The sequence below is a fragment of the Streptomyces sp. NPDC005955 genome, assembly GCF_042871255.1.
GTDB lineage: Bacteria > Actinomycetota > Actinomycetes > Streptomycetales > Streptomycetaceae > Streptomyces.
In genome coordinates, this window is sequence record NZ_JBIAIF010000001.1 from 927,829 (window position 1) to 949,514 (window position 21,686).

The 21,686-nt window shown below is 74.6% G+C and carries 18 protein-coding genes; 9 read left to right on the top strand and 9 right to left on the bottom strand.

Annotated elements, in window-relative coordinates:
• Positions 1-22 precede the first annotated feature (22 nt).
• Entirely contained in the window at positions 23-1,066 is a 1,044-nt protein-coding gene (locus tag ACFYOU_RS03945) for a helix-turn-helix domain-containing protein (protein WP_391303365.1), read from the top strand.
• 160 nt (positions 1,067-1,226) lie between these two features.
• Positions 1,227-2,102 (top strand): alpha/beta fold hydrolase, encoded by an 876-nt coding sequence (locus ACFYOU_RS03950; RefSeq protein WP_391303367.1) that lies wholly within the window; start codon positions 1,227-1,229, stop codon positions 2,100-2,102.
• 77 nt (positions 2,103-2,179) lie between these two features.
• On the opposite strand, the gene ACFYOU_RS03955 is transcribed toward ACFYOU_RS03950, so the two are convergent.
• The 4 genes from ACFYOU_RS03955 to ACFYOU_RS03970 form a co-directional block, all read right to left on the bottom strand.
• Positions 2,180-3,454, bottom strand: a complete 1,275-nt coding sequence (locus ACFYOU_RS03955) for an MFS transporter (RefSeq protein WP_391303369.1) — start codon at positions 3,452-3,454, stop codon at positions 2,180-2,182.
• Between the two features lie 115 nt (positions 3,455-3,569).
• Positions 3,570-4,028, bottom strand: coding sequence for an ATP-binding protein (locus ACFYOU_RS03960; protein WP_385494051.1), 459 nt, complete (start codon positions 4,026-4,028; stop codon positions 3,570-3,572).
• 533 nt (positions 4,029-4,561) lie between these two features.
• Positions 4,562-5,074 (bottom strand): EF-hand domain-containing protein, encoded by a 513-nt coding sequence (locus tag ACFYOU_RS03965; RefSeq protein WP_389765702.1) that lies wholly within the window; start codon positions 5,072-5,074, stop codon positions 4,562-4,564.
• Positions 5,075-5,601: 527 nt separating this feature from the next.
• Complete coding sequence (locus ACFYOU_RS03970; RefSeq protein WP_389765931.1) at positions 5,602-5,976, bottom strand: STAS domain-containing protein; 375 nt, start codon at positions 5,974-5,976, stop codon at positions 5,602-5,604.
• 470 nt (positions 5,977-6,446) lie between these two features.
• On the opposite strand from ACFYOU_RS03970, the gene ACFYOU_RS03975 reads away from it, so the two are divergent.
• The 3 genes from ACFYOU_RS03975 to ACFYOU_RS03985 are packed head-to-tail and all read left to right on the top strand — an operon-like array spanning position 6,447 to position 8,514.
• A complete protein-coding gene (locus ACFYOU_RS03975) occupies positions 6,447-7,028 on the top strand; it encodes a sigma-70 family RNA polymerase sigma factor (protein ID WP_385494053.1) in 582 nt (193 codons plus the stop codon).
• Positions 7,025-8,248, top strand: a complete 1,224-nt coding sequence (locus ACFYOU_RS03980; RefSeq protein WP_391303373.1) for a zf-HC2 domain-containing protein — start codon at positions 7,025-7,027, stop codon at positions 8,246-8,248. Before ACFYOU_RS03975 ends, ACFYOU_RS03980 begins: the two co-directional genes overlap by 4 nt.
• A gap of 26 nt (positions 8,249-8,274) precedes the next feature.
• Positions 8,275-8,514 (top strand): type II toxin-antitoxin system VapB family antitoxin, encoded by a 240-nt coding sequence (locus ACFYOU_RS03985; RefSeq protein WP_389765704.1) that lies wholly within the window; start codon positions 8,275-8,277, stop codon positions 8,512-8,514.
• 119 nt (positions 8,515-8,633) lie between these two features.
• On the opposite strand, the gene purU is transcribed toward ACFYOU_RS03985, so the two are convergent.
• Both purU and ACFYOU_RS03995 read right to left on the bottom strand, forming a co-directional pair.
• Positions 8,634-9,503 (bottom strand): formyltetrahydrofolate deformylase, encoded by an 870-nt coding sequence (gene purU / locus ACFYOU_RS03990; RefSeq protein WP_389765705.1) that lies wholly within the window; start codon positions 9,501-9,503, stop codon positions 8,634-8,636.
• Between the two features lie 48 nt (positions 9,504-9,551).
• Positions 9,552-9,989 (bottom strand): hypothetical protein, encoded by a 438-nt coding sequence (locus tag ACFYOU_RS03995; RefSeq protein WP_389765706.1) that lies wholly within the window; start codon positions 9,987-9,989, stop codon positions 9,552-9,554.
• Between the two features lie 181 nt (positions 9,990-10,170).
• Between ACFYOU_RS03995 and ACFYOU_RS04000 the strand changes: the two genes are divergently transcribed.
• Entirely contained in the window at positions 10,171-11,499 is a 1,329-nt protein-coding gene (locus tag ACFYOU_RS04000) for an ABC transporter substrate-binding protein (protein ID WP_391303377.1), read from the top strand.
• 39 nt (positions 11,500-11,538) lie between these two features.
• Here ACFYOU_RS04000 and ACFYOU_RS04005 read toward each other — a convergent pair whose 3' ends face one another.
• Together ACFYOU_RS04005 and ACFYOU_RS04010 are read right to left on the bottom strand one after the other, a co-directional pair.
• Complete coding sequence (locus ACFYOU_RS04005) at positions 11,539-13,335, bottom strand: hypothetical protein (protein ID WP_391303379.1); 1,797 nt, start codon at positions 13,333-13,335, stop codon at positions 11,539-11,541.
• A gap of 369 nt (positions 13,336-13,704) precedes the next feature.
• Positions 13,705-15,087 carry a transcriptional regulator gene (locus ACFYOU_RS04010; protein ID WP_389765709.1) on the bottom strand — a complete coding sequence of 461 codons (1,383 nt, stop codon included), beginning with the start codon at positions 15,085-15,087 and terminating at the stop codon, positions 13,705-13,707.
• Positions 15,088-15,445: 358 nt separating this feature from the next.
• Between ACFYOU_RS04010 and ACFYOU_RS04015 the strand changes: the two genes are divergently transcribed.
• Positions 15,446-16,105 (top strand): bifunctional DNA primase/polymerase, encoded by a 660-nt coding sequence (locus ACFYOU_RS04015; RefSeq protein WP_387009665.1) that lies wholly within the window; start codon positions 15,446-15,448, stop codon positions 16,103-16,105.
• A 670-nt stretch (positions 16,106-16,775) separates the two neighbouring features.
• Positions 16,776-18,197 carry a PAS domain-containing protein gene (locus ACFYOU_RS04020; RefSeq protein WP_391303382.1) on the top strand — a complete coding sequence of 474 codons (1,422 nt, stop codon included), beginning with the start codon at positions 16,776-16,778 and terminating at the stop codon, positions 18,195-18,197.
• Positions 18,198-18,261: 64 nt separating this feature from the next.
• Here ACFYOU_RS04020 and ACFYOU_RS04025 read toward each other — a convergent pair whose 3' ends face one another.
• A complete protein-coding gene (locus tag ACFYOU_RS04025; RefSeq protein ID WP_391303384.1) occupies positions 18,262-19,074 on the bottom strand; it encodes a sugar isomerase domain-containing protein in 813 nt (270 codons plus the stop codon).
• A 368-nt stretch (positions 19,075-19,442) separates the two neighbouring features.
• On the opposite strand from ACFYOU_RS04025, the gene ACFYOU_RS04030 reads away from it, so the two are divergent.
• Positions 19,443-20,135, top strand: coding sequence for a metal-dependent transcriptional regulator (locus tag ACFYOU_RS04030; RefSeq protein WP_387009671.1), 693 nt, complete (start codon positions 19,443-19,445; stop codon positions 20,133-20,135).
• The last annotated feature ends 1,551 nt before the right edge of the window (positions 20,136-21,686 follow it).

Sequence of the window (21,686 nt, forward strand, 5' to 3'; positions counted from 1 at the left end):
CAGCGTTCACTAGGATCGGGCCATGGCCGTCGTCGCGCTCCCCCCGCCCCCGCATGACCCGTCCGGCCCGACCGACCCGCCGACCCGGCCCCGGCACCGGGTCGTCGTGCTCGCCCTGGACGGGGTGCTGCCCTTCGAGTTGGGCATCCCGCAGCGCATCCTGGGGCGGGCCCGGACCGCCGACGGGCACCTCCCGTACGAGGTCGTCACCTGTTCGGTCCGGCCGCCGGGCCCGGTGCGCGCGGAGGCCGACTTCTCGGTCCTGGTGGAGAACGGCCCCGAGGCGCTGGCCACCGCCGACACGGTCGTGGTCCCCGCCTCGTACGAGTTGGGCCCGGTGTACGAACGCGGGGTGCTCACCGGGGCGCTGGCCGCCGCGCTCGCCCTGATCCGTCCCGGCACCCGGCTGGTGTCGATCTGCACCGGCGGTTACGTGCTGGCCGCGGCCGGCTGGCTGGACGGTCGCCCCGCCACCACCCACTGGTCGTCCGCCGAACACTTCCAGCGGCTGTTCCCCCGGGTCCGCGTCGACCCCGACGTGCTGTTCATCGACGACGGCGACGTCCTCACCTCCGCCGGGGTCGCCGCCGGGATCGACCTGTGCCTGCACCTGGTCCGCCGGGACCACGGCGCGGCCGTCGCCAACGACGTGGCCCGCCGCACCGTCGTCCCCCCGCACCGCGACGGCGGGCAGGCCCAGTACGTGGAGCGCCCGGTGCCCGAGCCGGCGCTGTCGACGACCGCCGCGGCCCGGTCCTGGGCGCTGACCCGGCTCCACGAACCGCTCCGGCTGCGGGACCTGGCCGACCGGGAGTCCATGTCGGTGCGCACCTTCACCCGCCGGTTCCGCGAGGAGGTCGGGATCAGTCCGGGGCAGTGGCTGGTCCAGCAGCGGGTGCAGCGCGCCCGCCACCTGTTGGAGTCCAGTGACCTGAGCATCGAGCAGGTCGCGGACGCCTCGGGGTTCGGCACCGCCCAGTCGATGCGCCAGCACCTCCAGACGGCCCTGGGCGTCACCCCCACCGCGTACCGGCGCACCTTCCGCATCCGGAACGCGGGCCCCTGACCGGGCAGTTGGCCGGCGCGCCCGCGGTCGCCCGCGGTAGGGGCGTCACCCGGGCGGACGCGGGGCGTTCACCCACCCGCCCCGTTGGGGAGGCGGGCACCGCACGGCCGGGTCGACGCTGGGGCGACAGCCTCCCCGCCGAACGGAAGAGAGACCCCCCATGGCTGTGTCACCTCCCCCCTCCCCCGCGCGCCGCCGCATAGGCCGGGCGACCGCGCTGACCCTGTCGCTGACGGCGGCCGTGTTCCTCACCACCCCGGCCCTGGCCGGTGGCGACCCGTCCGGCGCCGACAATCCCGAACCGGTGGGGCAGGGCGTGAAGCCGACGGTGGTCCTGGTGCACGGCGCGTTCGCGGACGCCTCCGGCTGGAACGCCGTCGTGGAGCGGCTCCAGCGGCGGGGCTACCCGGTCGTCGCCCCGCCGAACCTGCTGCGCGGGGTGCTCGGCGACGCCGCCTACGTGGCCTCGGTCCTCAAGAGCATCGAGGGACCGATCGTGCTGGCCGGCCACTCCTACGGCGGTGCGGTCATCAGCCAGGCCGCCGCCGGGAACGACAACGTGAAGGCGCTGGTGTACGTGTCGGCGTTCATGCCGGACGTGGGGGAGAACCCGGCGGAGCTGTCCACGAAGTTCACGGGGAGCGAGTTGGGCACCGCGCTGCGGCCCGTTCCGTACACGGACGGGACGACCAGCGGCACGGACCTGTACATCCAGAACGACAAGTTCCACTCCGTGTTCGCCGCGGACCTGCCCGAAGCGCAGACGCGGGTGATGGCGGTCGAACAACGGCCCGTCGCCCAGGCCGGGTTCGCGCAGAACGCGACGGCCGCCGCGTGGAAGACGATCCCGTCCTGGTTCATCGTCGCGAAGAACGACAAGGCCATCGCCCCGGACCTGGAACGCTTCGAGGCGAAGCGGGCCGGGTCGCACACCGTCGAGGTCGACTCCTCGCACGTGGCGATGATGTCGCACCCGGACCTGGTGGCCGACCAGATCCGCAAGGCCGCCCACGCCACCGCCGAAGAGGCGCAGTAGCCGCAGCGGCGCCCGTCGAGGGGCCGGGGCCGAACCGCCCCGGCCCCCACGGGTGTCCACGGGACGCGTTCGGGTACCTACGGGCGTTTGCGGGTGCTCTCGGGGTCGCCCGTGCCGCGCACGCCGGTCGAACGGGGTCCGGGCGGGGGCCGCTTCCCGCCGCTGCGGGTCGGGCCGCCGACGGGCCGGGGCACCGACCGGGTGCGCCGCTCCCCCACCGCGGCCACCGCGATCAGCACGGCGAGCAGCGCGACCCCGCCGAGCACCGCCCCGGAGGGGGTGGTGACCTCCAGCAGCGCACCCGCCAGGGACCCCGTCGCCGCGTACCCGGCGCCCACCGCCGCGTACATCACCGAGTACCCCGCGGCCACCGCGCTCGGCGGCAGGACCTCCCGCAGCGACAGGTTCCGCACCAGCATCGCGCTGGACTGGAGGAAGCCGCCGCAGACCAACGCGGCGGCCAGCGCCACCGGGTGCGGGACCAGCGCCACCGTGACCGTGCAGACCAGCAACCCGCACAGCAGGACGAGCCCCTGGAGGTGCAGCCGCCCCGGCCAGTTCCGCAGCCCGTAGACGTAGGCGCCCACGGCGGACCCCAGGGACAGCCCGGCCAGCAGCGGACCCGACCAGCCGACCCCGACGCCCCGGTGCTCCAGCAGTGCGGGGAGCACCAACTCGGCCAGGGCGAGCGGGGCGAGGCCCGCCGCACCCATCACGTACACCGGCCAGGCCCGCAGCATCAGCCGGAGCATCGGCTGGCCGTCCCGGTCGGCCGGGTCGGTGGCCCAGCCGGGCGGCAGCAGCCGCAGTCCGGCCGCGGACGCCGTCATCAGCACCCCGGCCAGCAGCATCGGCACCCCGGGGGACACCCCGAGCGCGAGTCCGGCGACGGCGGCCGGGGACAACGCCCAGATGCCGGCGGTGAGCATCGACTCGACGGAGAGCGCCCGGGTGACCGCGCGGTCCGGGACCAGGGCGGTGAGCAGGGAGCGCAGTCCGCCCGGGGCGGCGGCCGGAGCCGCGCCGGCGACGAAGGCCAGCAGGCCCAGCGGCAGGGCGTGCGCGTCGGGCAGCAGACCGACCGCGGTGAAGGCGAGTCCGCCGACGACCAGCCCGGCGGCGAGGTGCGGCCGGGCCCGCTCGGGGCGCAGCCGCATGCCGAGCAGGGGGGCGCCGACGATCTCGCCGATCACGTAGACGGCGGCGAGCACCGCCCCGAGGGAGTAACCGCCGGGCCGTTCGCGGACCAGGAAGACGAAGGCCAGCGGGGCCATGGCGACGGGCAGTCGCGCGGCCACGGCCACCACGGCCCAGACGCCGATCCGGGGGGAGAGGACCTCGCGATAGCTCATGTCCCGACGCTAACGAACCCCGCCGACGGGTTACCCCCACCCTGTGGACAACTTTTCGGCTGCGCCACCGGGGCCTCCCGGAGTCGTCCCGGGAGGCCGCAACGGGTCGCGGGGGTCAGACGGCCTCGTAGGCGCAGCCGTAGCCGCCGGGCGCGGGGGCGGGGGTGTCGCAGCGGTCGACCTCGCACCAGATCCGCTTGCCGGACCCCTCCTGCTGCCAGCCCCACCGGTCAGCGAGCCCGTCGACGAGTTCGAGGCCCCGTCCACCGGTCTCCTCGCCGTCCGCGCGGCGCGGGCGCGGCGGGCGCGCACAGGAGTCCGCGACCTCCACCCGGACCGTCAGGGGGGCGGTCTCGGCGCGCCCCGACGACAGCAACAGCCTGAGGACCGCGGGGCACCCGGCGTGCACGACCGCATTGGTGACGAGTTCCGACACCAACAGGATCAGGGTCTCCGCCACCGGCTCGTCCGCGGCTATACCGGAACCGGCGAGCCGGGACCGCGCCCACCTCCGGGCCCGCCCCACCTCCGCGGGGTCTGGCCGCACTTCCAGTTGAACCTGAAGCACCTGCACCGCTCACACCATCCGAACCGGCGGACACATCGCCTCGCGCCTCCCAAGAGTCACGGAACGTGATTCCCTTGCGAGACAGCATGGTTGACGTTCAGTCACCCCAACAAGCGCTTCGGGCATATTCCAGCGCGAAGGAGTACCCGTGCGGCATACTGTGCGACGCTCACCGCGGGGGGTCGAACAAGCGGGCGTCAGACCGCTTTTTGTACGAGCGGCGGGGCATGCCACCAGCCACGGAGCCGCCCCAGGGGCAACACCGGCATGGCTCGGCCTCAGCTCCACTCGCATCCCTCACACGGTACCGGAGTGACCGGTTCACACCGCACTGTGACGAGTCACGTGAAGGACACAACCCGGTAAACCCGACGCACCCCACCCCACACCATCGACGCTGAGTGACATACCCCGGTCCGGCTCCGGGCACCCCCAACACGCAGCGTCAGCACCCGGGGTGACGGTGGCCGGCGGCGACGCACGAACGCCCCGGCGGGAGGTCCGGCCGGGGCGCGCCGCGATCGTCGACGGGGCGACGGCTACTCGGGGACGGTGAAGTACCGGGCGAAGGCGGTGACGACCTCGGACTCGGTCACCCGGCCGTCCCGGTCGCCGTCGAGCGCCGTGGCGACGGCGTCGGCCGCGTCCTCGGCGATGCCGAGGCAGCGCAGCACCCGTGCGGTCTCCTGGACGGTGGCCGCGCCGTCCGCGTCGGCGTCCGCCACCGCCAGCGCGGCCTGGAGGAACGGGCGGGCGATCTCGGCGAACCGGTCGGGGTTGTCCCGCAGTCGCTTCACCGCCCCGTGCACGAACTCGTCGCGGGTGATGCGCTGGTCACCGTCGCGGTCGGCGATCCCGGCCATGCCCTGCCAGAACGCCTCGGCCCCGTTGTACAGGGCCTGGCCCTTGTCGCAGCGGGCCGTGGTGCCGAACTCGGTGAGCAGCGTCTTGGCCGCGGAGCTGAAGTCGGCGCGGTCGATGTAGCCGTTGCCGTCCTGGTCGAAGGTGGCGAAACGGGCGGCGATCCTACGCTCGCTCTCGGTGCTGACCATGTGTTCTCGGACCGCCTCACGTTACGGGTTCCGGTTGCTTCCGATCGGGAGCGTACGTCCTCGCGGGCTCCGCCGGGCGGGGAACCCGTCGCTCTTGCCGCAACCAGCACGTGAACGCGGGGAACCCGAACGCCCGCCGACCCGTCCGCGCGGGACGCGAAGCCCATCCGGCCGCACGGGCCGTACGGGTCGTACGAGTCATACGGGCCGTACGGGGCGCACGGATCGCGCAGGACGCACGGGTCGCACAGCTCGCACGGACCGCACAGCCCGCACGGGTCGCACGGGTCGCACAGCTCGCACGGACCGCACAGCTCGTACGGGTCGTACGGATCGCACGCGGGCGTGCTGACCGTGCGGACGGGACGGGGGCGTACGGGCCCGCCCCGGCCCGTACGGGACGCACAGGGGGGCGCGGGAGCGTACGGGCCGCGCGGGGCCGTCAGGGCGCACGCAGGGGCCCGGCACCGCGACGCCCGCGGGGCGCACCGTGACGGCCGGCCACCAGGGCCGGCCACCAGGGCGGGCTACGCCGAGAGGGGGTGCGCCTGCTCGCGCACCGCGGTCTCCACGTCCGGGTACACGTCGAAGAGCCGACGCACCCCGAGCGCGGCGAGCACCCGGTTCACGTGCGAGCCCTCCACCGCGCCCCGCGCCGGCAGCGTCAGCCGCAACCGCCCGCGGCACGAACGGATCAGACGCCGCGTCGCGATGAGCACCCCGACCCCGCTGGAGTCGCAGAAGAACACCTCGGACAGGTCCAGCACGAGGCCGTGCCGTCCCTGTGCCACGACGTCCCGCACGTGCTGCCGCAGTACCGGCGACGTCATCAAGTCCAACTCGCCCGAGACCCGCAGCACGGTCCACTCGCCGCACTCGTCCTCGGTCACCCTGAACGCCACGCCCCAGCCCTTCGTCCGCCGAACCGTCGAATCCGTCCGGAATCCTCCGCCGTCGCCCTTGCCCTCCGCCGCACCGCCCACCGCGCCGGCCGCGCCCCGCGCGCCCACCGCCCGCACTCGCCGGGCCGTGACCGCACGCCGCACCACCATCCGGAAGCGGTTCTTACGCTTCCTGGGCCGACTGCCCGGAACACCCGCCGTGAAACACGGGTATGGAGAATCGTGAAGAGAAGTATTCGCGCTGTCACGATCACATTCGGACACGTGTTTTCCATGCCCGTTCCCCTTACGCCACTTGGGCCGAAAATCCGTCCACACCCGGTCGCCATCTGCGGATTTACAGGAAATCTCATAGGGCAAAGGGACGTACGCGACCGCCCGGGACGACTACATTCGAGGGTACGGAGCGCGGACTTCGCGCCTTCCGGGACGGGTCGGGACGCACCGCGGGACCGTAGTGAGGGGGCCGAATGGCGAAGGACGCTCCACCGCGCTGGGACCGGAAGATGCAACAGCGGCTCGCCCGCGGCGAAGCCGCCGCGCTCGGCGAACTCTACGACCGGTTCGCGGCCCTGGTGCACCAACTCGCCCACCGGGTGCTCGGCGACGAGGCCGGTGCCGACCGGATCACCCGGGAGGTCTTCGCCCACGTCTGGGAGCACCCCGGCTCCTACGACCCGAAACAGGGACCGCTGCGCACCTGGGTCGCCGCGCTCACCCACCGGTTCGCCGTCGAACGGCTGCGGCACACCGAGACGGCCGCCCTCGCCCACGGCGCCGCGGACGCCGCCGCCTCCACCGCGGAACTCGAACGCAAGGTGCGCCACGCCTCGGCGACGGCCCGCGCCGACTACATCGTGGCGTCGATGCCCCCGCCGCTGCGCACCGCACTGGAACAGGCGTACTTCCAGCGGCGCAACTACCACGCGACCGCCGCCGACCTCGGGGTCACCGCCGACGAAGCCCGCCGCAGGCTCCGGCTCGGCCTGCAACTCCTCGCCACCGCCCACGACACGTCGGGCACCCCTCCGGAACCCGGGAGCGTCCGGTGAGCACACCCCAGGACCGCTGGCAGCCGCCCGAACGGGCCGACGACGGCGACGGCGACGATGGATCGCTGACCCACGAGGTCCTGAAGTCGCTGCTCGGCGCATGGGCGCTGAACGCCTGCTCGGCCACGGAGACCACCGCCGTGGAGCACCACCTCGGCGCGTGCGGACCCTGCGCGGTGGAGGCGCTGCGGCTGCGGGACGCGGTGGTCCTGCTGCACCCCGCCGAACCGCTGGACCTCGACCCGGCGCTGCGCACCCAGGTGCTCGCCAGCTGCCTCGGCCGCCGCCCGCCCCGCATCCCCGTCCCCGAGTGGGCCGCGCCCTACGACGCGGAGACGGCCCGTCTCGACGCGCTCCTCCAGGACTTCGGCGAAGCGGAGTGGCACACCCCCGTCCATCTGCGCTGGTACCAGGACGACGGGCAGCGCACCCGGACCACGACGGTCGCCGGGGTCATCGCGCACCTCCTGACCGTCGACGGCCTGGTGGCCGCCGCCCTCGGCATGGACGACCCGCTGCGCACGTACCTGCGCGACACCGCGGACGGCGCACCGGCCGCCTCGGTGAGCGAGGTGGTCGGGCCCGCCGCCCGCACCGAGGCGTACTGGAACGCCCTGCGCTCCCCGCCCGGCCCCGAGGTGCGCACCCCCTGGCGGCAGCAGGCCCACGGCCTGGTGCGGACCGCCGCGTTCGCCGCGGGCGGCGCCACCCGCGGCGGACGCACCGGAGGGCTCCCGGTGCCGTACGGGGACTTCACGCTGCCGCTGCGGGAGGCGATGCTGGACCGCGCCTTCGAGTGTTGGGTGCACGCCACGGACATCGCCGACGCGGTCACCTACCCGTACGCCCCGCCGGCGCCGCGCCATCTGCGGCAGCTCGTCGCCCAGGGGGTGCGCGTCCTGCCCGGCGCGCTCGCCGAGCGGCGCCGCTCGGGACTCGCCTCGCCACCGGAGCGGCTGGGCACGGTGGGCGCCCCCGGACGCAGTCTGCGGCTGGAGATCGAGGGCTCGGGCGGCGGCGACTGGCACATCCCGCTGGACTCGCCCGGCTCCGTGGGCTCCGCCGAGCACGAGGTGGCGCACGTGGCGCTGGACGCCACGGAGTTCTGTCGGCTGGTCGCGGGGCACGTCCTGCCCGACGAGGCCGCCGCGGGACGCGAGGGCGACACCCGCGCCATCCACGAGGTGCTCGCCGCCACGGCCTCCCTGAGCCGCCTGTGAGGTCCACACGGCGGAAGGCCAGGACGGTGATCGATCTGGATGAGGAGATCGTCGAACAGGCGATGCGGCTGTACGGGGTGGAGACGAAGGCCGCGGCAGTGCGGGCGGCTATGGAGGAAGGAGTGAAGTTGCGGCTGCGCAGGGAGTTGTTCGACGCCATTGACGAGGGTGAGTTCGAGGACGTGTTCGCGGAGATCCGGTCGCAGACGGGGCCGCGGAATCCGGACGGCTCGCTGAAGCGCGAAGGCGGGGCCCCGACGGTGTGAAGGGGCGCCACCTCATCGGCACGTCGACGCCGGCCCGGCGGGGCGAACCGCCCGTGCGGGCGGAGGTTCCTCATCGCGGCGACCGCCGACCGGCTCGCAGGTCCCCCGGGGGACGGGCCCTACGGGAAGACGACCGTGCGGCGGCCGTTCAGCAGGATGCGCCGCTCCGCGTGCCACTTCACGGCCCGCGCCAGCGCCTGGCACTCCACGTCCCGCCCGATCGCGACCAGCTGGTCCGGGGTGACGCCGTGCCCCACCCGCTCGACCTCCTGCTCGATGATGGGCCCCTCGTCCAGGTCCGCCGTCACGTAGTGCGCGGTCGCACCGATCAGCTTCACACCACGGGCGTGGGCCTGGTGGTAGGGCTTGGCGCCCTTGAAGCTCGGCAGGAACGAGTGGTGGATGTTGATGATCCGCCCGTTGAGCTGCTTGCACAGGTCGTCCGAGAGGACCTGCATGTACCGGGCGAGGACCACCAGCTCCACGCCCTGCTCACGGACCAGCGCCAGCAGCGCCGCCTCCGCCTCGGGCTTGGTGTCCCGGGTGACGGGGATGTGCCGGAACGGGACGCCGTAGGACTCGACCAGCTCCGCGAAGTCCGTGTGGTTGGAGACGACCGCCGCGATCTCCACCGGCAGCGCCCCGGTCCGCGCCCGGAACAGCAGGTCGTTCAGGCAGTGCCCGAACTTGCTGACCATGAGGACGACCCGCATCTTGTCGTCGGCCCGGTTGATCTGCCACTCCATCTGGAAGGCGTCGCCGATCGCCGCGAAGCTCGCCCGCAGCTTGTCGACCGTGACCGGGGCCTCTCCCGAGAAGTGCACCCGCATGAAGAACAGCCCGGTGTCGTGGTCACCGAACTGCTGGCTGTCCTCGATGTTGCAGCCGGTCATGAACAGATAGCTGGAGACGGCGTGCACGATGCCCTGCTTGTCGGGGCACGACAGGGTGAGGACGTACTGCTCGGGGGCGGGAGCCTGATCGTTCATGCGGTCCAGGGTCCCATACGGTGCCCGCGCCGGGGCGTTCCTCGCCGCTCAGCCGGTCCTGGTCATGATCCGCAGCACTTCGAGGGTCCGCGGAGGCTGGTCCGGGTCGTCCCCGTCGCCGGTGGCGAGCCGCAGATGGGCCTCGCGCGCGGCGTGCACGGCCTCCGGCCAGCCCGGGTGCTCCAGGTACACGGCCACCGCCGCGTCCGGCCCCACCTGGTGCATGATCTTGAGGACCCGTAGCACCGCGGCGTCCACCAGGACGGCCTCCTCGGCGTCCCGGAAGATCGTCCCCACGTACTTCTCGGCGGACCAGTTGTCCAGCCAGGTGTCCTCCACCAGCCGGTACACGGCGTCGGTGACGTCCCCGTACTCGGTGCGCCCGGCGAGCCAGCACTCGTGCTGGAAGACGGGGTCGGAGAGCATGTGCAGCGCCGAGCGCACGTTGCTGCGCCAGCGCCACCACGGCATGTCGTTGAGCGGCATACCGCCCATGGTGGAGGAGCGGCGGCCTCGACGGGAAGGGTTCTCCGTACCTTGCACGGTTCCCGATCGTACGTTCCCGCTCCGGACGGTCCGCGGCCTCCCCCTCAATTCACCTCCGCGTCACCCCGTATTGATCCCGCGACACTCCGGGGTTGGCCGGGCGGGACGAGGGTGCGGAACCATGACCGGCCGACGCCGCACACGCACCCCTGCCACCCCTGCCACCCCTGCCGCCGCTGCCGCCGGGCGGGCTCCCGCCCGGCTGCGGGCCGCCGCCCTCGCCGTCTGTGCCGCACTCGCCGCGGGCTGCGGGGTGCTGCCCGGCACCTCCGACGGCTCGGACTCCCCGATCACCGTCATGACCTGGGCCCCGGAGAACACCAGGGCCACCAATCTGCCGGGCGTCCCGGCGATGGCCCGCGCCTACGCCCGCTGGGTGAACGCCGAGGGCGGGATCGCGGGCCGCGAACTGAAGGTGATCACCTGCAACGACCACAACGACTCCGGGGGCGCCGCCGCGTGCGCGCGCCGGGCCGTGGCGGAGGACGTGGTCGCCGTCGTGGGCTCCTACAGCCAGCACACGCGGTCCTTCCTCAGCCCGCTGGAGATGGCGGGCATCCCGTACATCGGTGGCTACGGCGTCACCGAGGGGGAGTTCACCAGCCCGCTGTCGTACCCGGTCAACGGGGGCCAGCCCGCGTTGGTGGCGGGGATGGGACGCCAGCTCGCCGACCGCTGCTCCGCGGTGGCGCTGGTGCGGCCCGACACCTTCGCCGGGGACTCGCTGCCGCTGCTGCTGGCCGCGGGACTGCCCGCCGGTCGCCGGGCGTCCACCGTCGACGTGCGGGCCGCGGAGGAGGCCACCGACTACACCCGGCAGGTGCGGGAGGCCCTGGCGGAGGTCGGTGCGGCGCCCCGGGGACGGGGCTGCGTCGCGGCGGCCCTCGGCGACCGCACCCGGACGTTCTTCGACTCGTTCCGGCGGATCCACGCCGCCGAACACCCGGACCCCTCGGTACGGGTCGGAGCGGTGTTCGGCAGCGTGGACCAGTCGACCGTGGACAGCACCGGCGGCAGGTCGGGCCCGTACGAGGGCGCCCAGGTCACCGGGTGGTACCCGGTGAGCAGCGACCCGCGCTGGGCCGAGATGCGCCGGGTGATCGGGAAGCACGCCTTCGACGACAACCGCATCGACCCGTCGGACGCGGGAGTGCAGACCACGTGGATCGCCTACACCGTGCTGCGACAGGTGATCGAGTCGTTGGAGGGGCGCACGGTGTCGGCACGCGCCGTGCGCAACGCCCTCGACGACGGTCTGAAGGTCGGGACGGGCGGGCTGACACCCACGCTGAGCTGGCGGTTCGAGGACATGCTGGCGGTGAAGGACTACCCCCGGGTGGTCAATGCGAACGTCACCTTCCAGACCGTGCGGGCCGGTCGGCTGGTGGCGGCGCGCCCCGGGTCGGTCAGCATGGCCGAGACGCTGGAGGGCGCCTCCGCACCGGACTGAGCCCGGTGCGGTCCGTGCGGTCCCGTGGTGCGGGGGTCGTCAGAGCTGGGTGGGCTGGCGGGGGGTCAGGTCGTACTTCGCGGCGATGGAGTTCCACAGGCGGGACGCCTTCTTCTTGGCCTCGGTGGCCTCGCCGCTCGCCCGGTTGCCCGCCCCCGCCTCCTTGGTCTGGCGGGCCTTGCCGCCGCGGCAGCCCTTCTTGCCCCGGACCCGGTCGGCCCAGTCCGCGTAGTGCTCGTCGGCCTCCGCGGACGCCTTCCACGCCGAGTTCAGCGCACCGGTCAGCTCGGCGTGCCGGGGCAGCGCGTCGACGGAGAGCTCGCCCAACCTGGTCACCAGGTCGTTCCGCTCCCGGGCCGCCTCGCGCAGGTCGTCGGCGGCGTCGTCCAGGTCCTCGCACCGGTTGATGTCGGCGACGGCGCTGATGACGGTGGCGCGGCTGCCGCCGCTGTCCGCGAGGAGCCCGTCCAGCGCCTTGGCCTGGGCCCCGGCCTCGTCGGGCGCCTCGGTGGAGGGGGACGGCGCCGCTTCGGACGGTTCGCCGCCGGTCGACTCGGTCGCGGACACGGGGGTGCTGTCCGTGCCGGCGCCGGACGGGTCCCCTTCGCCGTCGCCGCCGAGCAGGGCTCCGGTGCCGACGCCGATCACCACCAGGGCGACGCCGATGGCCACCAGGAGCGGGACCTTGGAGCGCTTCGCGGACGGGCGGGCGGCCCGTCGGTTGGCCGCCCGGCCCTGGTGCGGGGCGGCCGCGTGCGCAGCCCCGTGCGGCGGGGCGCCCGGGTGCGGGGCGCCGGGTCCGGGGGGTGCGGGGCGCGGGGCTCGGGGGCCCGGCGGCTGGGCCCGTCCGGGCTGAGGACGTCCGGGCTGGCCCGCGCCGGGGCTCCCGTCACGGAACAGGGCGTCGAACTCGGACGGCGGCGGACGTTCGCCGGGCGTGCCCGGGCGGATGCCGAAGGGCGCACCGGGCGGGGCGGGCGGCACCTGCGGCAGGTGCTGGGTGGGCGCGTTGTGGACGTCGGGCGGGGCGGCGCCCAGGTAGTGGGTGTCCTCGGCGGGCCCGCGGGCCCCCGGGGGCGGGGTGCCGGTGGGTATCTCGGGCGGCAGGGCACCCGGTTGCACGGGCGGAATGACCTGCGTGGCGTCCAGGTGGCCGCCGGGCGCGGACGGTACGGGCGCGATGAACCGGGTGGCTTCGGCGTCGCCGTCGGGCGCTGCGGGGACCGGCGGGATCAGCTGGGTGGCCTGGGCGTCGGGGCTGCCGAGCCCCGGCCCGGGTCCGGGCGCGGCGGGGATCGGCGCGATCAGTTCGGTCGGGGCGGCGTCGAGGGGGGACGGCCCACCGGGTCCGGGGCCGGCCGGGACCGGCGGGAGGTACTGGGTGGCGGGCGCATCGTCTCCGGCGGCGGCCGGGAACCCCCCGGCGGCAGGCGGGAACCCTCCGGGGGTGGCCGGGTAGACCCCGGGGGTGGCCGGCGGGAATCCGGGATGGGCGCCGGCGGGGGCGGGCGGGTACGGGGGCGGCGCGTGCGGGTCGGACGGGACCGGCGGCAGCATGGCCGTGGCCTGGGCGTCCGGGCCGGCGGGCGGGGCCCCGGCGCCGTTCTCGGGGGGCAGCGGACCCGCACCGTAGCCGGCGGGCTGCGCGGTGTCCCAGCCCACGACGGGCGGCGGCGGGCCGGCGAGGGGGGCGCCCCAGGGGGCCGGGCTCGACCCCGGCGGGGTCGAGCCGGGAGGCAGGAGCGGCCCGCTTCCGTCGGCGGGCAGCACGATGCCCTCGTGGGGCCGTCGTGCCGGGGAGGGATGCGCGTCCTCGCCCTGTCCGCTCTGCGTCACCGGGTGGTCTCCTTCGGATGAGGGAACTTCCGAACAGACCGGCCACGCTACCGGGTGCGGTGACCTGGGCGCGAAGCGGCCCGGGCCGGGCCCCGGCGACCGGGGCGGAATATCGCAATCACCTTGGGGAAACCGTTCTCGCCCTGGCGCGGGCGCAGTTGACCGTCCGTGGGGACCGGCCGCCGGTCGGCGCCGCGCAGTGCTGCGGGGCGCGCGCGTTCGGCGGGGCGCTTCGGCGGGGCACGGAAGCGGTCCCCGGTGAGCACACCGGTGGGCCGCTTCCGTGACCCGTCCCGCGCCGTTGTGATCGCCGTGCGCGGCGGGGGCGTCAGCGCTGCGCCGGGGCGTCAGCGCTGCATCGGCCGGCCGTCAGGCCGCCTGGAGTTCCAACCGGGCTCCGAACTCCCGCACCACCGCCTCGTCACGGAAGGGTTCGAGCCGGTGGTGGAAGTCCTCCAGGTACTCGCTGCCGCGGTGGGAGCGCAGGGTGCCGAGCAGTTCGACGGCCCGCAACCCGGTGTGGCACGCCTGTTCCACCTCGCGCTGCTGCACCTGTGCGGTCGCGAGCAGCACCAGGGCGATGGCCCGGCGGCGGGCCCGGGTGGGCGGGTGTTTGTCCAACGCCTCCTGTGCGGTGCGGGCGGCGGCCTCGGACTGTCCGAGGTCGCGGTGGCAGTGGGCCAGTTCGTCGGCGAGGTAGGCCTCGTCGAAGTGGGCGATCCAGACGGGGTCGTCGCCCGCGGCGGACTCGGCGCGCTCCATCGCCGACACCGCCCGCCCGGAGGCCGCCTGGGCCGAGCGCGCGTCCCCGAGGAGGGCGTGCCCCCGGGCCTCGGCGGCGTGGAACATGGCCTCCGCGCGCGGGGTGACGCGTCCGCGTGCGCCCTCCTGCGCCGCCCTGGCGAGCTGGGCGATCTCGCGCGGGTTGCCGAGTTGGGCGGCCAGGTGGCTCATGGAGGCGGCCAGGACGTACCCGCCGTAGCCGCGGTCGCCCGCGCCCTGGGCGAGCCGCAGCGCCTGGATGTAGTAGCGCTGGGCGAGTCCCGGTTGTCCGGTGTCGACGGCCATGTAGCCCGCCAGTTCGGTGAGTCGGGCGACGGCGGCGAACAACTCCCGCCCCACCGCTTCCCGGTAGGAACCGGCGAGCAGCCCGGACACCACGCTGTTGAGGTAGTGCACGACGACGGGCCGTACGTGGCCGCTGCCGTACTGGTGGTCGAGGTCGACGAGCGCCTGGGTCATCGCTCTGACGGCGGCCACGTCGGAGGTTCCCACCCGTGGCCCCGCCTGCCGGGCGACCTGGGCGTCCGGCGTGGAGATGAGCCAGTCCCGGCTGGGTTCCACCAGCGCGGACGCGGCCACCGACGAGCCCGACAGGAAGTCCCTGCGGCCCACGTCGCTGCGCCACAGCTCGCAGACCTGCTCGATGGCGCCGAGGACGGTCGGCGAGAACTGGAGGCCGACGCCCGAGGCGAGGTTCTTGCCGTTGGCCATGCCGATCTCGTCGATGGTGACCGTACGGCCGAGTTTGCGGCCGAGGGCCTCCGCGATGATCGCGGGCGCCCTGCCCCGCGGCTGCTGCCCCCGTAGCCAACGGGCCACGGAGGTCTTGTCGTACCGCAGGTCGAGTCCGTGCTCCGCGCCGCACATGTTCACGCGGCGTGCCAGTCCGGCATTGGAGCAGGCGGCTTCCTGGATGAGCGCTTGCAGCCGTTCGTTCGGCTGTCGCGCGACGAGAGGCCGTGCGGCCATGAGGTGAACCCCCTGTTGCTGCGGCGTCAGCCAGTGCGCCGCCTCGTCTGGTCTGGGTCGTGTCCGGGTCTTGTCTGACATCGCGTCCGGTTCGAGTAGCTTTCGCACTGTTCAGTCGTCGGTCTCGGCGACTTCTCGCTGATCAATGCCCCGGCGACAAACGGAAGATGCGGGACATACGAGAAATGCCGGGGTAACAGCCGGTAGTCCGCCCCTACCCTGGTTACCCACAGCCGCGGCTCGACCCTCTGCGCGCCCCTGTCAGTGCACCCATGCGCCCCACCCGTGGGCCCGGGTGCACCGTGCCCGCGCGCGCGAGAGGTCGTAACCCCGACAGAAAGCGAGAGTTGAGAAGCACGTGGAAGAGACCATCGGAGTCACATCGACCGCCCAGATCCCCCAGCAGCGCGGCGAGGCGACGCTGGACACCGCCGTGCGGTACGCCGAGGAACGGCACTGGGACGTCTTCCCCGGTACGTGGCTGGAGTCGATCGACGGCGTCCCCACGTGCTCCTGCGGCGCCGCCGACTGCGCCGCGCCGGGGGCGCACCCCACGCGCAAGGACTGGGCGGCCCAGGCGACCGGGAGCGCGTCGACCGCGCGCCGCCTGTGGGCGGACCAGCCCACGGCGTCGATCCTGCTGCCCACGGGCCGCACCTTCGACGTGATCGATGTGCCCGACAGCGCCGGGTTCCTGGCCCTGGCCCGCATGGAGCGCATGGAGTTGACGCTCGGTCCGGTGCTCTGCACCCCCGACCGCCGGCTGCGGTTCTTCGTGCTGCCGGGCGCCTGCGCCAAGGTTCCCGACCTCGTCCGCGGTCTGGGCTGGCCGCCGTCCTCGCTGGACCTGTTGACCCTGGGCGAGGGTGCGTACATCGCGGCCCCGCCGACCCGGTTGGGCACCAAGGGCGCCGTCCAGTGGGCGAACCGTCCGACCGCCGCGAACCGTTGGCTGCCGGACGCCGAGGAGCTGGTCAGTCCGCTGGCCTACGCCTGCGCGCGGGAGGCACGCCGATAGGCGCCCTCGTGCGCCCCTCGTCGCTCCGGGCCCCGGCGGGCGGATGACCGCCCGCCGACGGTCCGCGTCGCACCGCGTCGACGGGCACCGGGCGACCGGTTGGGTCCGGGAGGAACGCAGACGACCCGCAGGCCGTGGTCCCACCGCGGTGGGCGGCGGAAGCCGGCCGGACTCACCGGCGGCCTGCGGGTCGGGCGACTGCGTGGATTGGGCCGGTCGCACGCACGATCTCGTGCTGGTCCGGCACCGCACTCGGTGTGGTGACGGGCCTCAGCCCGCAGCCACCTCACTGGTCCGGTTCTCGCTCATGCTGCGAACCACCTCCCTTCTGTGTGCCCCCCACGCTAGGCACCTCCCCCGGCCCGTTCAACCGAATTAACGCGGGGCGCGACGGACCCCCGGGCCGGGCGCCGGCGCGCGCGCATCGACATCTGCCCCCATGCGCCCCCACCTGCACGGAAGCCGCCCCCAGTGCCCCCGGAAGGCCCTCGAACATTTCCCCGCGCGGCCTCTTTGGGTGAACACTGTGTGGGGTGGGTCACGTTCGAGTTCAATGATCTGGAACGCGGTGCACGTACCCGACGCAGTGGATACGCGTACCCCACCGAGACGACCCGAGACGACCGAGACGACGCGGTACCGGCCGGTTTCCGCGGACAGGGGGTGCCAGGTGAGTGCTTCCCGGCGGAGCGGGGCCACCGACGAGCTGGGACCGAGCGGACCCGGACGGGACGGTTCGGATCTGCTCGCGGCGCTGCTCGACGGCATGGACGCGGCGCTGTGCGCGTTCGACGCGGACGGGGTCGTCACCCACTGGAACCGCGAGGCCGAACGGGTCCTCGGCTGGAGCGCGGCCGAAGCGGTCGGCCGCCACGGGTTCTCCGGCTGGGCGGCGAGACCGGGCGACGCCGCCGGGATCGAGGAACGGCTGCTCGGGGCGATGCGCGCCCGGGGCCGGCAGGTCCACGAGTTCGCCCTGCTCACCAAGGACGGCGGCCGGGTCCTGGTGCGCGTCCAGTCCGCGGCGGTGCGCGGACCCGACGGCGAGCCCGCCGGGGTGTACTGCGCCTTCAGCGAGGTGCACGCACAGATCGACCTGGAGCGGTCCATCGCGCTGAGCGAGGCGCTGTTCCAGGACGCGGCCTTCGGCGTGGTCCTCGTCGACGCCGACCTGCGGCCCGCCGCCGCCAACGCGCACGCCGCCACCGCGCTCGGCAGCGGGCGCACCGCCCTGCTGGGCCGCCCCCTCGGCGAGTTCCTGGCCCAGGGCGTGGAGGACCTGGAGGGCTCGCTGGCCCACGTGCTGGCCGAAGGCGCCCCGCCGGCCCCCGCCGATCTGTGGGTGACCGTCCGGCTGCCCGGCGGGGACGTCCGGCGCTGCTGGCGCAGCGGTTTCGTCCGGCTGTCGTCCCCGCTCGCCGAGGAACCCGTGCCGCTGGGCGTCGGCTGGCTCTTCCAGGACGTCACGGAGTCCAAACAGACCGAGCAGGAAGCGGCCCAACTGCGCTTCCGCGGCAACCAACTGCACCGGGCGGCCCGGGCGGCGGGCGAGTGCGAGGACCCCGCCGAAGCGGTCTCCGTGCAGCTCGACTTCTCGCTCGCCGGGTTCGCCGATCACGTCCTGCTGGACCTGCTCACCGGGGACGGCGAACCGGAACCCGCCGGCGGCCACCGGGCGGACGTCCAGGACGGCGCGGCCCCCGTACGCCTGGTGCGGGCGCTGACCACCCCGTCCGGGACCCCCGGGCCTGGCCTCGCCGCGTTCCGGTCGGGGCTGCCGCTGCGGTACGCGTCCGGGCACCCGGCGTTGCAGAGCGTGGAGCGCACCAGTTCGGTGCGGGCCAGCGCGCCGACCGACCCGCCGGGCCGCGCCCGGGAGTGGGCACGGTCGCGGCAGTGGCCCGAGGACTCGGTGCACGCCCTGTGCTCGGTGCTGCGCAGCCGGGGGCGGACGCTGGGCGTGGTGACCTTCCTGCGGGCGTCGAGCCGCCCCCGGTTCGAGCGGCTGGACGCCACCTACGCGGAGAGCGTCGTCACCCGGATCGCCGCCGCGGTGGACCTCGCCCGCGTGCTGGACGCCCCCCGCGGCTGAACCCCGCGCCGGGGCGCCGGGCGTACGCGGCCCGCGCCGGACGGGCGCGCACCGCCGGGGGCCGTCAGCGGCTGTGGAAGATCCGGTCCCGGTACTCGTCCATCACCTTGCCGTTCCAGTCGTGGCCGCCGTCGACGTTGCCGGACCGCAGCAGCGGGGGCTGGACGCCGCGCTCCGCCAGCACACCGGCGGCGGTGGCCATCACCGCCTGGAGCACCCCGCTGGTGACGACGGTCGACGCGGGCGCGAACGGGGCGTCGATGCCCTCGTGCACCAGCGTGGCGTCCCCGAGCGGGATGCGGGTGTCCAGGACCACGTCGCAGTGGTCCTTGAGGAAGCCGCCGGAGGCGTGCAGGGACCGGGTCTCGGTGGCGTAGGCGACCGAGGTGACCCCGATGACCCTGATGCCGAGGGAACGGGCGTGCACCGCCATCTCGACGGGCAGCGGGTTGCGCCCGGACAGCGAGATGATCACCAGCAGGTCGCCGGCGCGCAGCGGACTGGTGTCCAGGACCACCGTGGCGAGTCCGTCGACGCGCTCCAGGGCGGAGCCGAGGGTGGCGGGCTGGACGTCGACGACGGCGCCCGGCACCGTCAGCAGGTTCATCAGGGCGAGACCGCCGGCCCGGTAGACGAGGTCCTGCGCGGCGAGCGAGGAGTGCCCGGCGCCGTAGGCGAAGAGCCGTCCGCCGGCGTCGACGGTGTCCGCGACGAGGGTGCCCGCCGCGGTGATCTCCGCCGCGTCGCGGTCGCGGACCTGCTGGAGCAGTTCGATGGCCGCGTCGAAGAACCGGTCGGCGAGCGTGGCCCCGGCAGCCGCCCCCCGGCCCTGTGCGCCCTGTGCGTCCCCGACCCCATTGGCCCTGCTGTCGCTCATCGCCGATTCCCCTTCGTCCACGGTCGTCGCTGCGCGCGGGCAGGTGCGTCCGCCGTCCCCCGGGCGGACCGCCGGCCCGCGGGAAACCCCGCACGTCCGGTGGTCGGTCCCGCGCGGAGCGGTGCCGCGCGCGTGTCGCGGATCACCGTGCGTCGCGCACCGCCACGCTGTCAATACGCTCCGCGGGCCGTCGCGGACGACCCGCCGAAGGACCCGGTACGGGGGCCGTGGGGCGGGGCGGCGACGGGGCCGGGGCCGCCGTTCGGCGGGTGGGGCCCGGTTGTCGGCGCGATGCGTCAGAATTGGGGCCAGGGGCCAGCGCACTCGCTAGTGCGGCACTAGCAAAGCCGAACGAGGGGCACGTACGTATGTCCGGACTGATCGACACCACAGAGATGTATCTCCGCACCATCCTCGAACTCGAAGAGGAGGGTGTGGTCCCCATGCGCGCCCGCATCGCGGAGCGGCTGGACCAGAGCGGCCCGACGGTGAGCCAGACGGTGGCGCGCATGGAGCGCGACGGTCTGGTGTCGGTCGCCAGCGACCGCCACCTGGAGCTGACCGAGGAGGGCCGCCGGCTGGCCACCCGGGTGATGCGCAAGCACCGGCTCGCCGAATGCCTGCTCGTCGACGTGATCGGCCTGGAGTGGGAGCAGGTCCACGCGGAGGCGTGTCGCTGGGAGCACGTCATGAGCGAGGCGGTGGAGCGGCGCGTGCTGGAGTTGCTGCGGCACCCCACCGAGTCGCCCTACGGGAACCCCATCCCGGGTCTGGAGGAGCTGGGCGAGAAGGACGCGGCCGACCCCTTCCTCGACGCGAGCATGGTGTCCCTCGCCGAGCTGGACCCCGGCAGCGAGGGCAAGAACGTGATCGTCCGGCGGATCGGCGAGCCGATCCAGACGGACGCGCAGTTGATGTACGCGCTGCGGCGGGCCGGGGTGCAGCCCGGTGCGGTCGTGAGCGTCACGGAGTCGGCGGGCGGGGTCCTGGTCGGCAGCGGCGGCGAGGCCGCGGAGTTGGACGCCGAGGTCGCGTCCCACGTGTTCGTGGCGAAGAAGTGACGACCCGGCCGGCCTGTTCGCCGGCCTGATCCCGGGGGGTTGCGGGGTGGGGCTGCGCGCCCTGCCCCGTACGGTTGCGCCCCGCCTCGTTCCCCTGCGCCCCGCCCCGTACCCGTGCGCCCGGACACGCCGGCCCCGTGGCCCCCATCTGCTGGGACGGTTGGGACGACCTGGTGGACGAGTGGGCCGCTGGGCGTTCACGTTCACACCGGATTCGGATTCTGTGTGTGGAAGGGCAGCGGCCGTCCCGTTCCCGTGCCAGGCTGTGCGTCAGGCATATGACTCGAAGGCTCGGGACCGCGCGGGAGGGTCCGGCCGCTCGGCCGGGGAGGGGCGAGCGATGCGCTGCGAACACGGGGCGGCACGTCCGGTCGACGACCGGCGCGACGCACCCGGCCACGCCGCACGGTGCCGTGTGCGCCCGGGTGCGCTGGTCGCGCACGCGGGCGCGAACGTCTCCGGCCCCGGCCCGGCCCCGGGCACGGTGACCAGTAGGTGGGTCCCCGACCCGGGTACGGAGCACGCGGGCGCGGGACGCGCGGGCGCGAGGCTCCCGGTCGCGGGTACGAACACGGGCCCCGCCGCGGGTACGGGCACGAAGGCCCCCGCCACGGACACGGCAGGCCCGACCCCGGCCACGGGTACGGGGACCGCCCCAGGCACCAGGCCGCCGGTCGTGGCCCCGGCCGCAGGGGACGCGGGCGCAAGGGGTCCCGCCGCCGGTACTGGCACGCAGGTCCCCGGTACGGGTCGAGGCACATGGCACCCGGTCGCCGACGCGAACGCGGACAGGTGGCGCACGGGCACGCGGGCCCCTGCTTCGGGCACGGGGCTCCCGGTCCCAGGTACGAGCACCGGCCCCGCCCCGGGTACGGGCACGAAGACCCCCGCCACGGCCACGGGTACGGGGACCGCCCCAGGCACCAGGCACCCAGTCGGAGCCCCGGCCCCGGGCACCAGTACGTCCACAGGGGACGCGGGCGCAGGGAGTTTCGCCGCAGGTACGGGCACGGCCGTGGGCACGGTCACGGGGGACGCGGCCGCGAAGACCCCGGCCGCCGTTACGGGTACGGGGACCGCCCCGGGCACCAGGCACCCAGTCGGAGCCCCGGCCGCAGGTACCGGTACGTCCACGGGGGACACGGGTACGGCCGTGGGCACCGGCGCGAAGGGCCCTGGTACGGGCCGGGGTGCGCCGCGCCCGACCGCGGGGACGAGTACCGGTCCCGGTCCCGCCGCCGGTACGGGCACGGCCGCGCGGGACCCGGGCACGGGTACGGCCGTGGTCACCGGCAGGAAGGCTCCTGGAGCGGCTCGGGGGACGCGGCGTCCGGTCGCAGGCACGAGTACCGGCCGCGCCGGGGGCACGGGGACGGGTACGGGTACGGCTGCGAGGAACCGCGGCACGGGCGGGACCCACGCGGGGGCGGGCACGAGGGACCCGCGCGCCAGGGCCCTCGGCGCAGGCACAGGGAACCCGGACACGGGGACGGATGCGTTCGGTGCGGAGACGAAGGGCACAGGCCAGAGCGGCGCCGCCCACCTCGCACC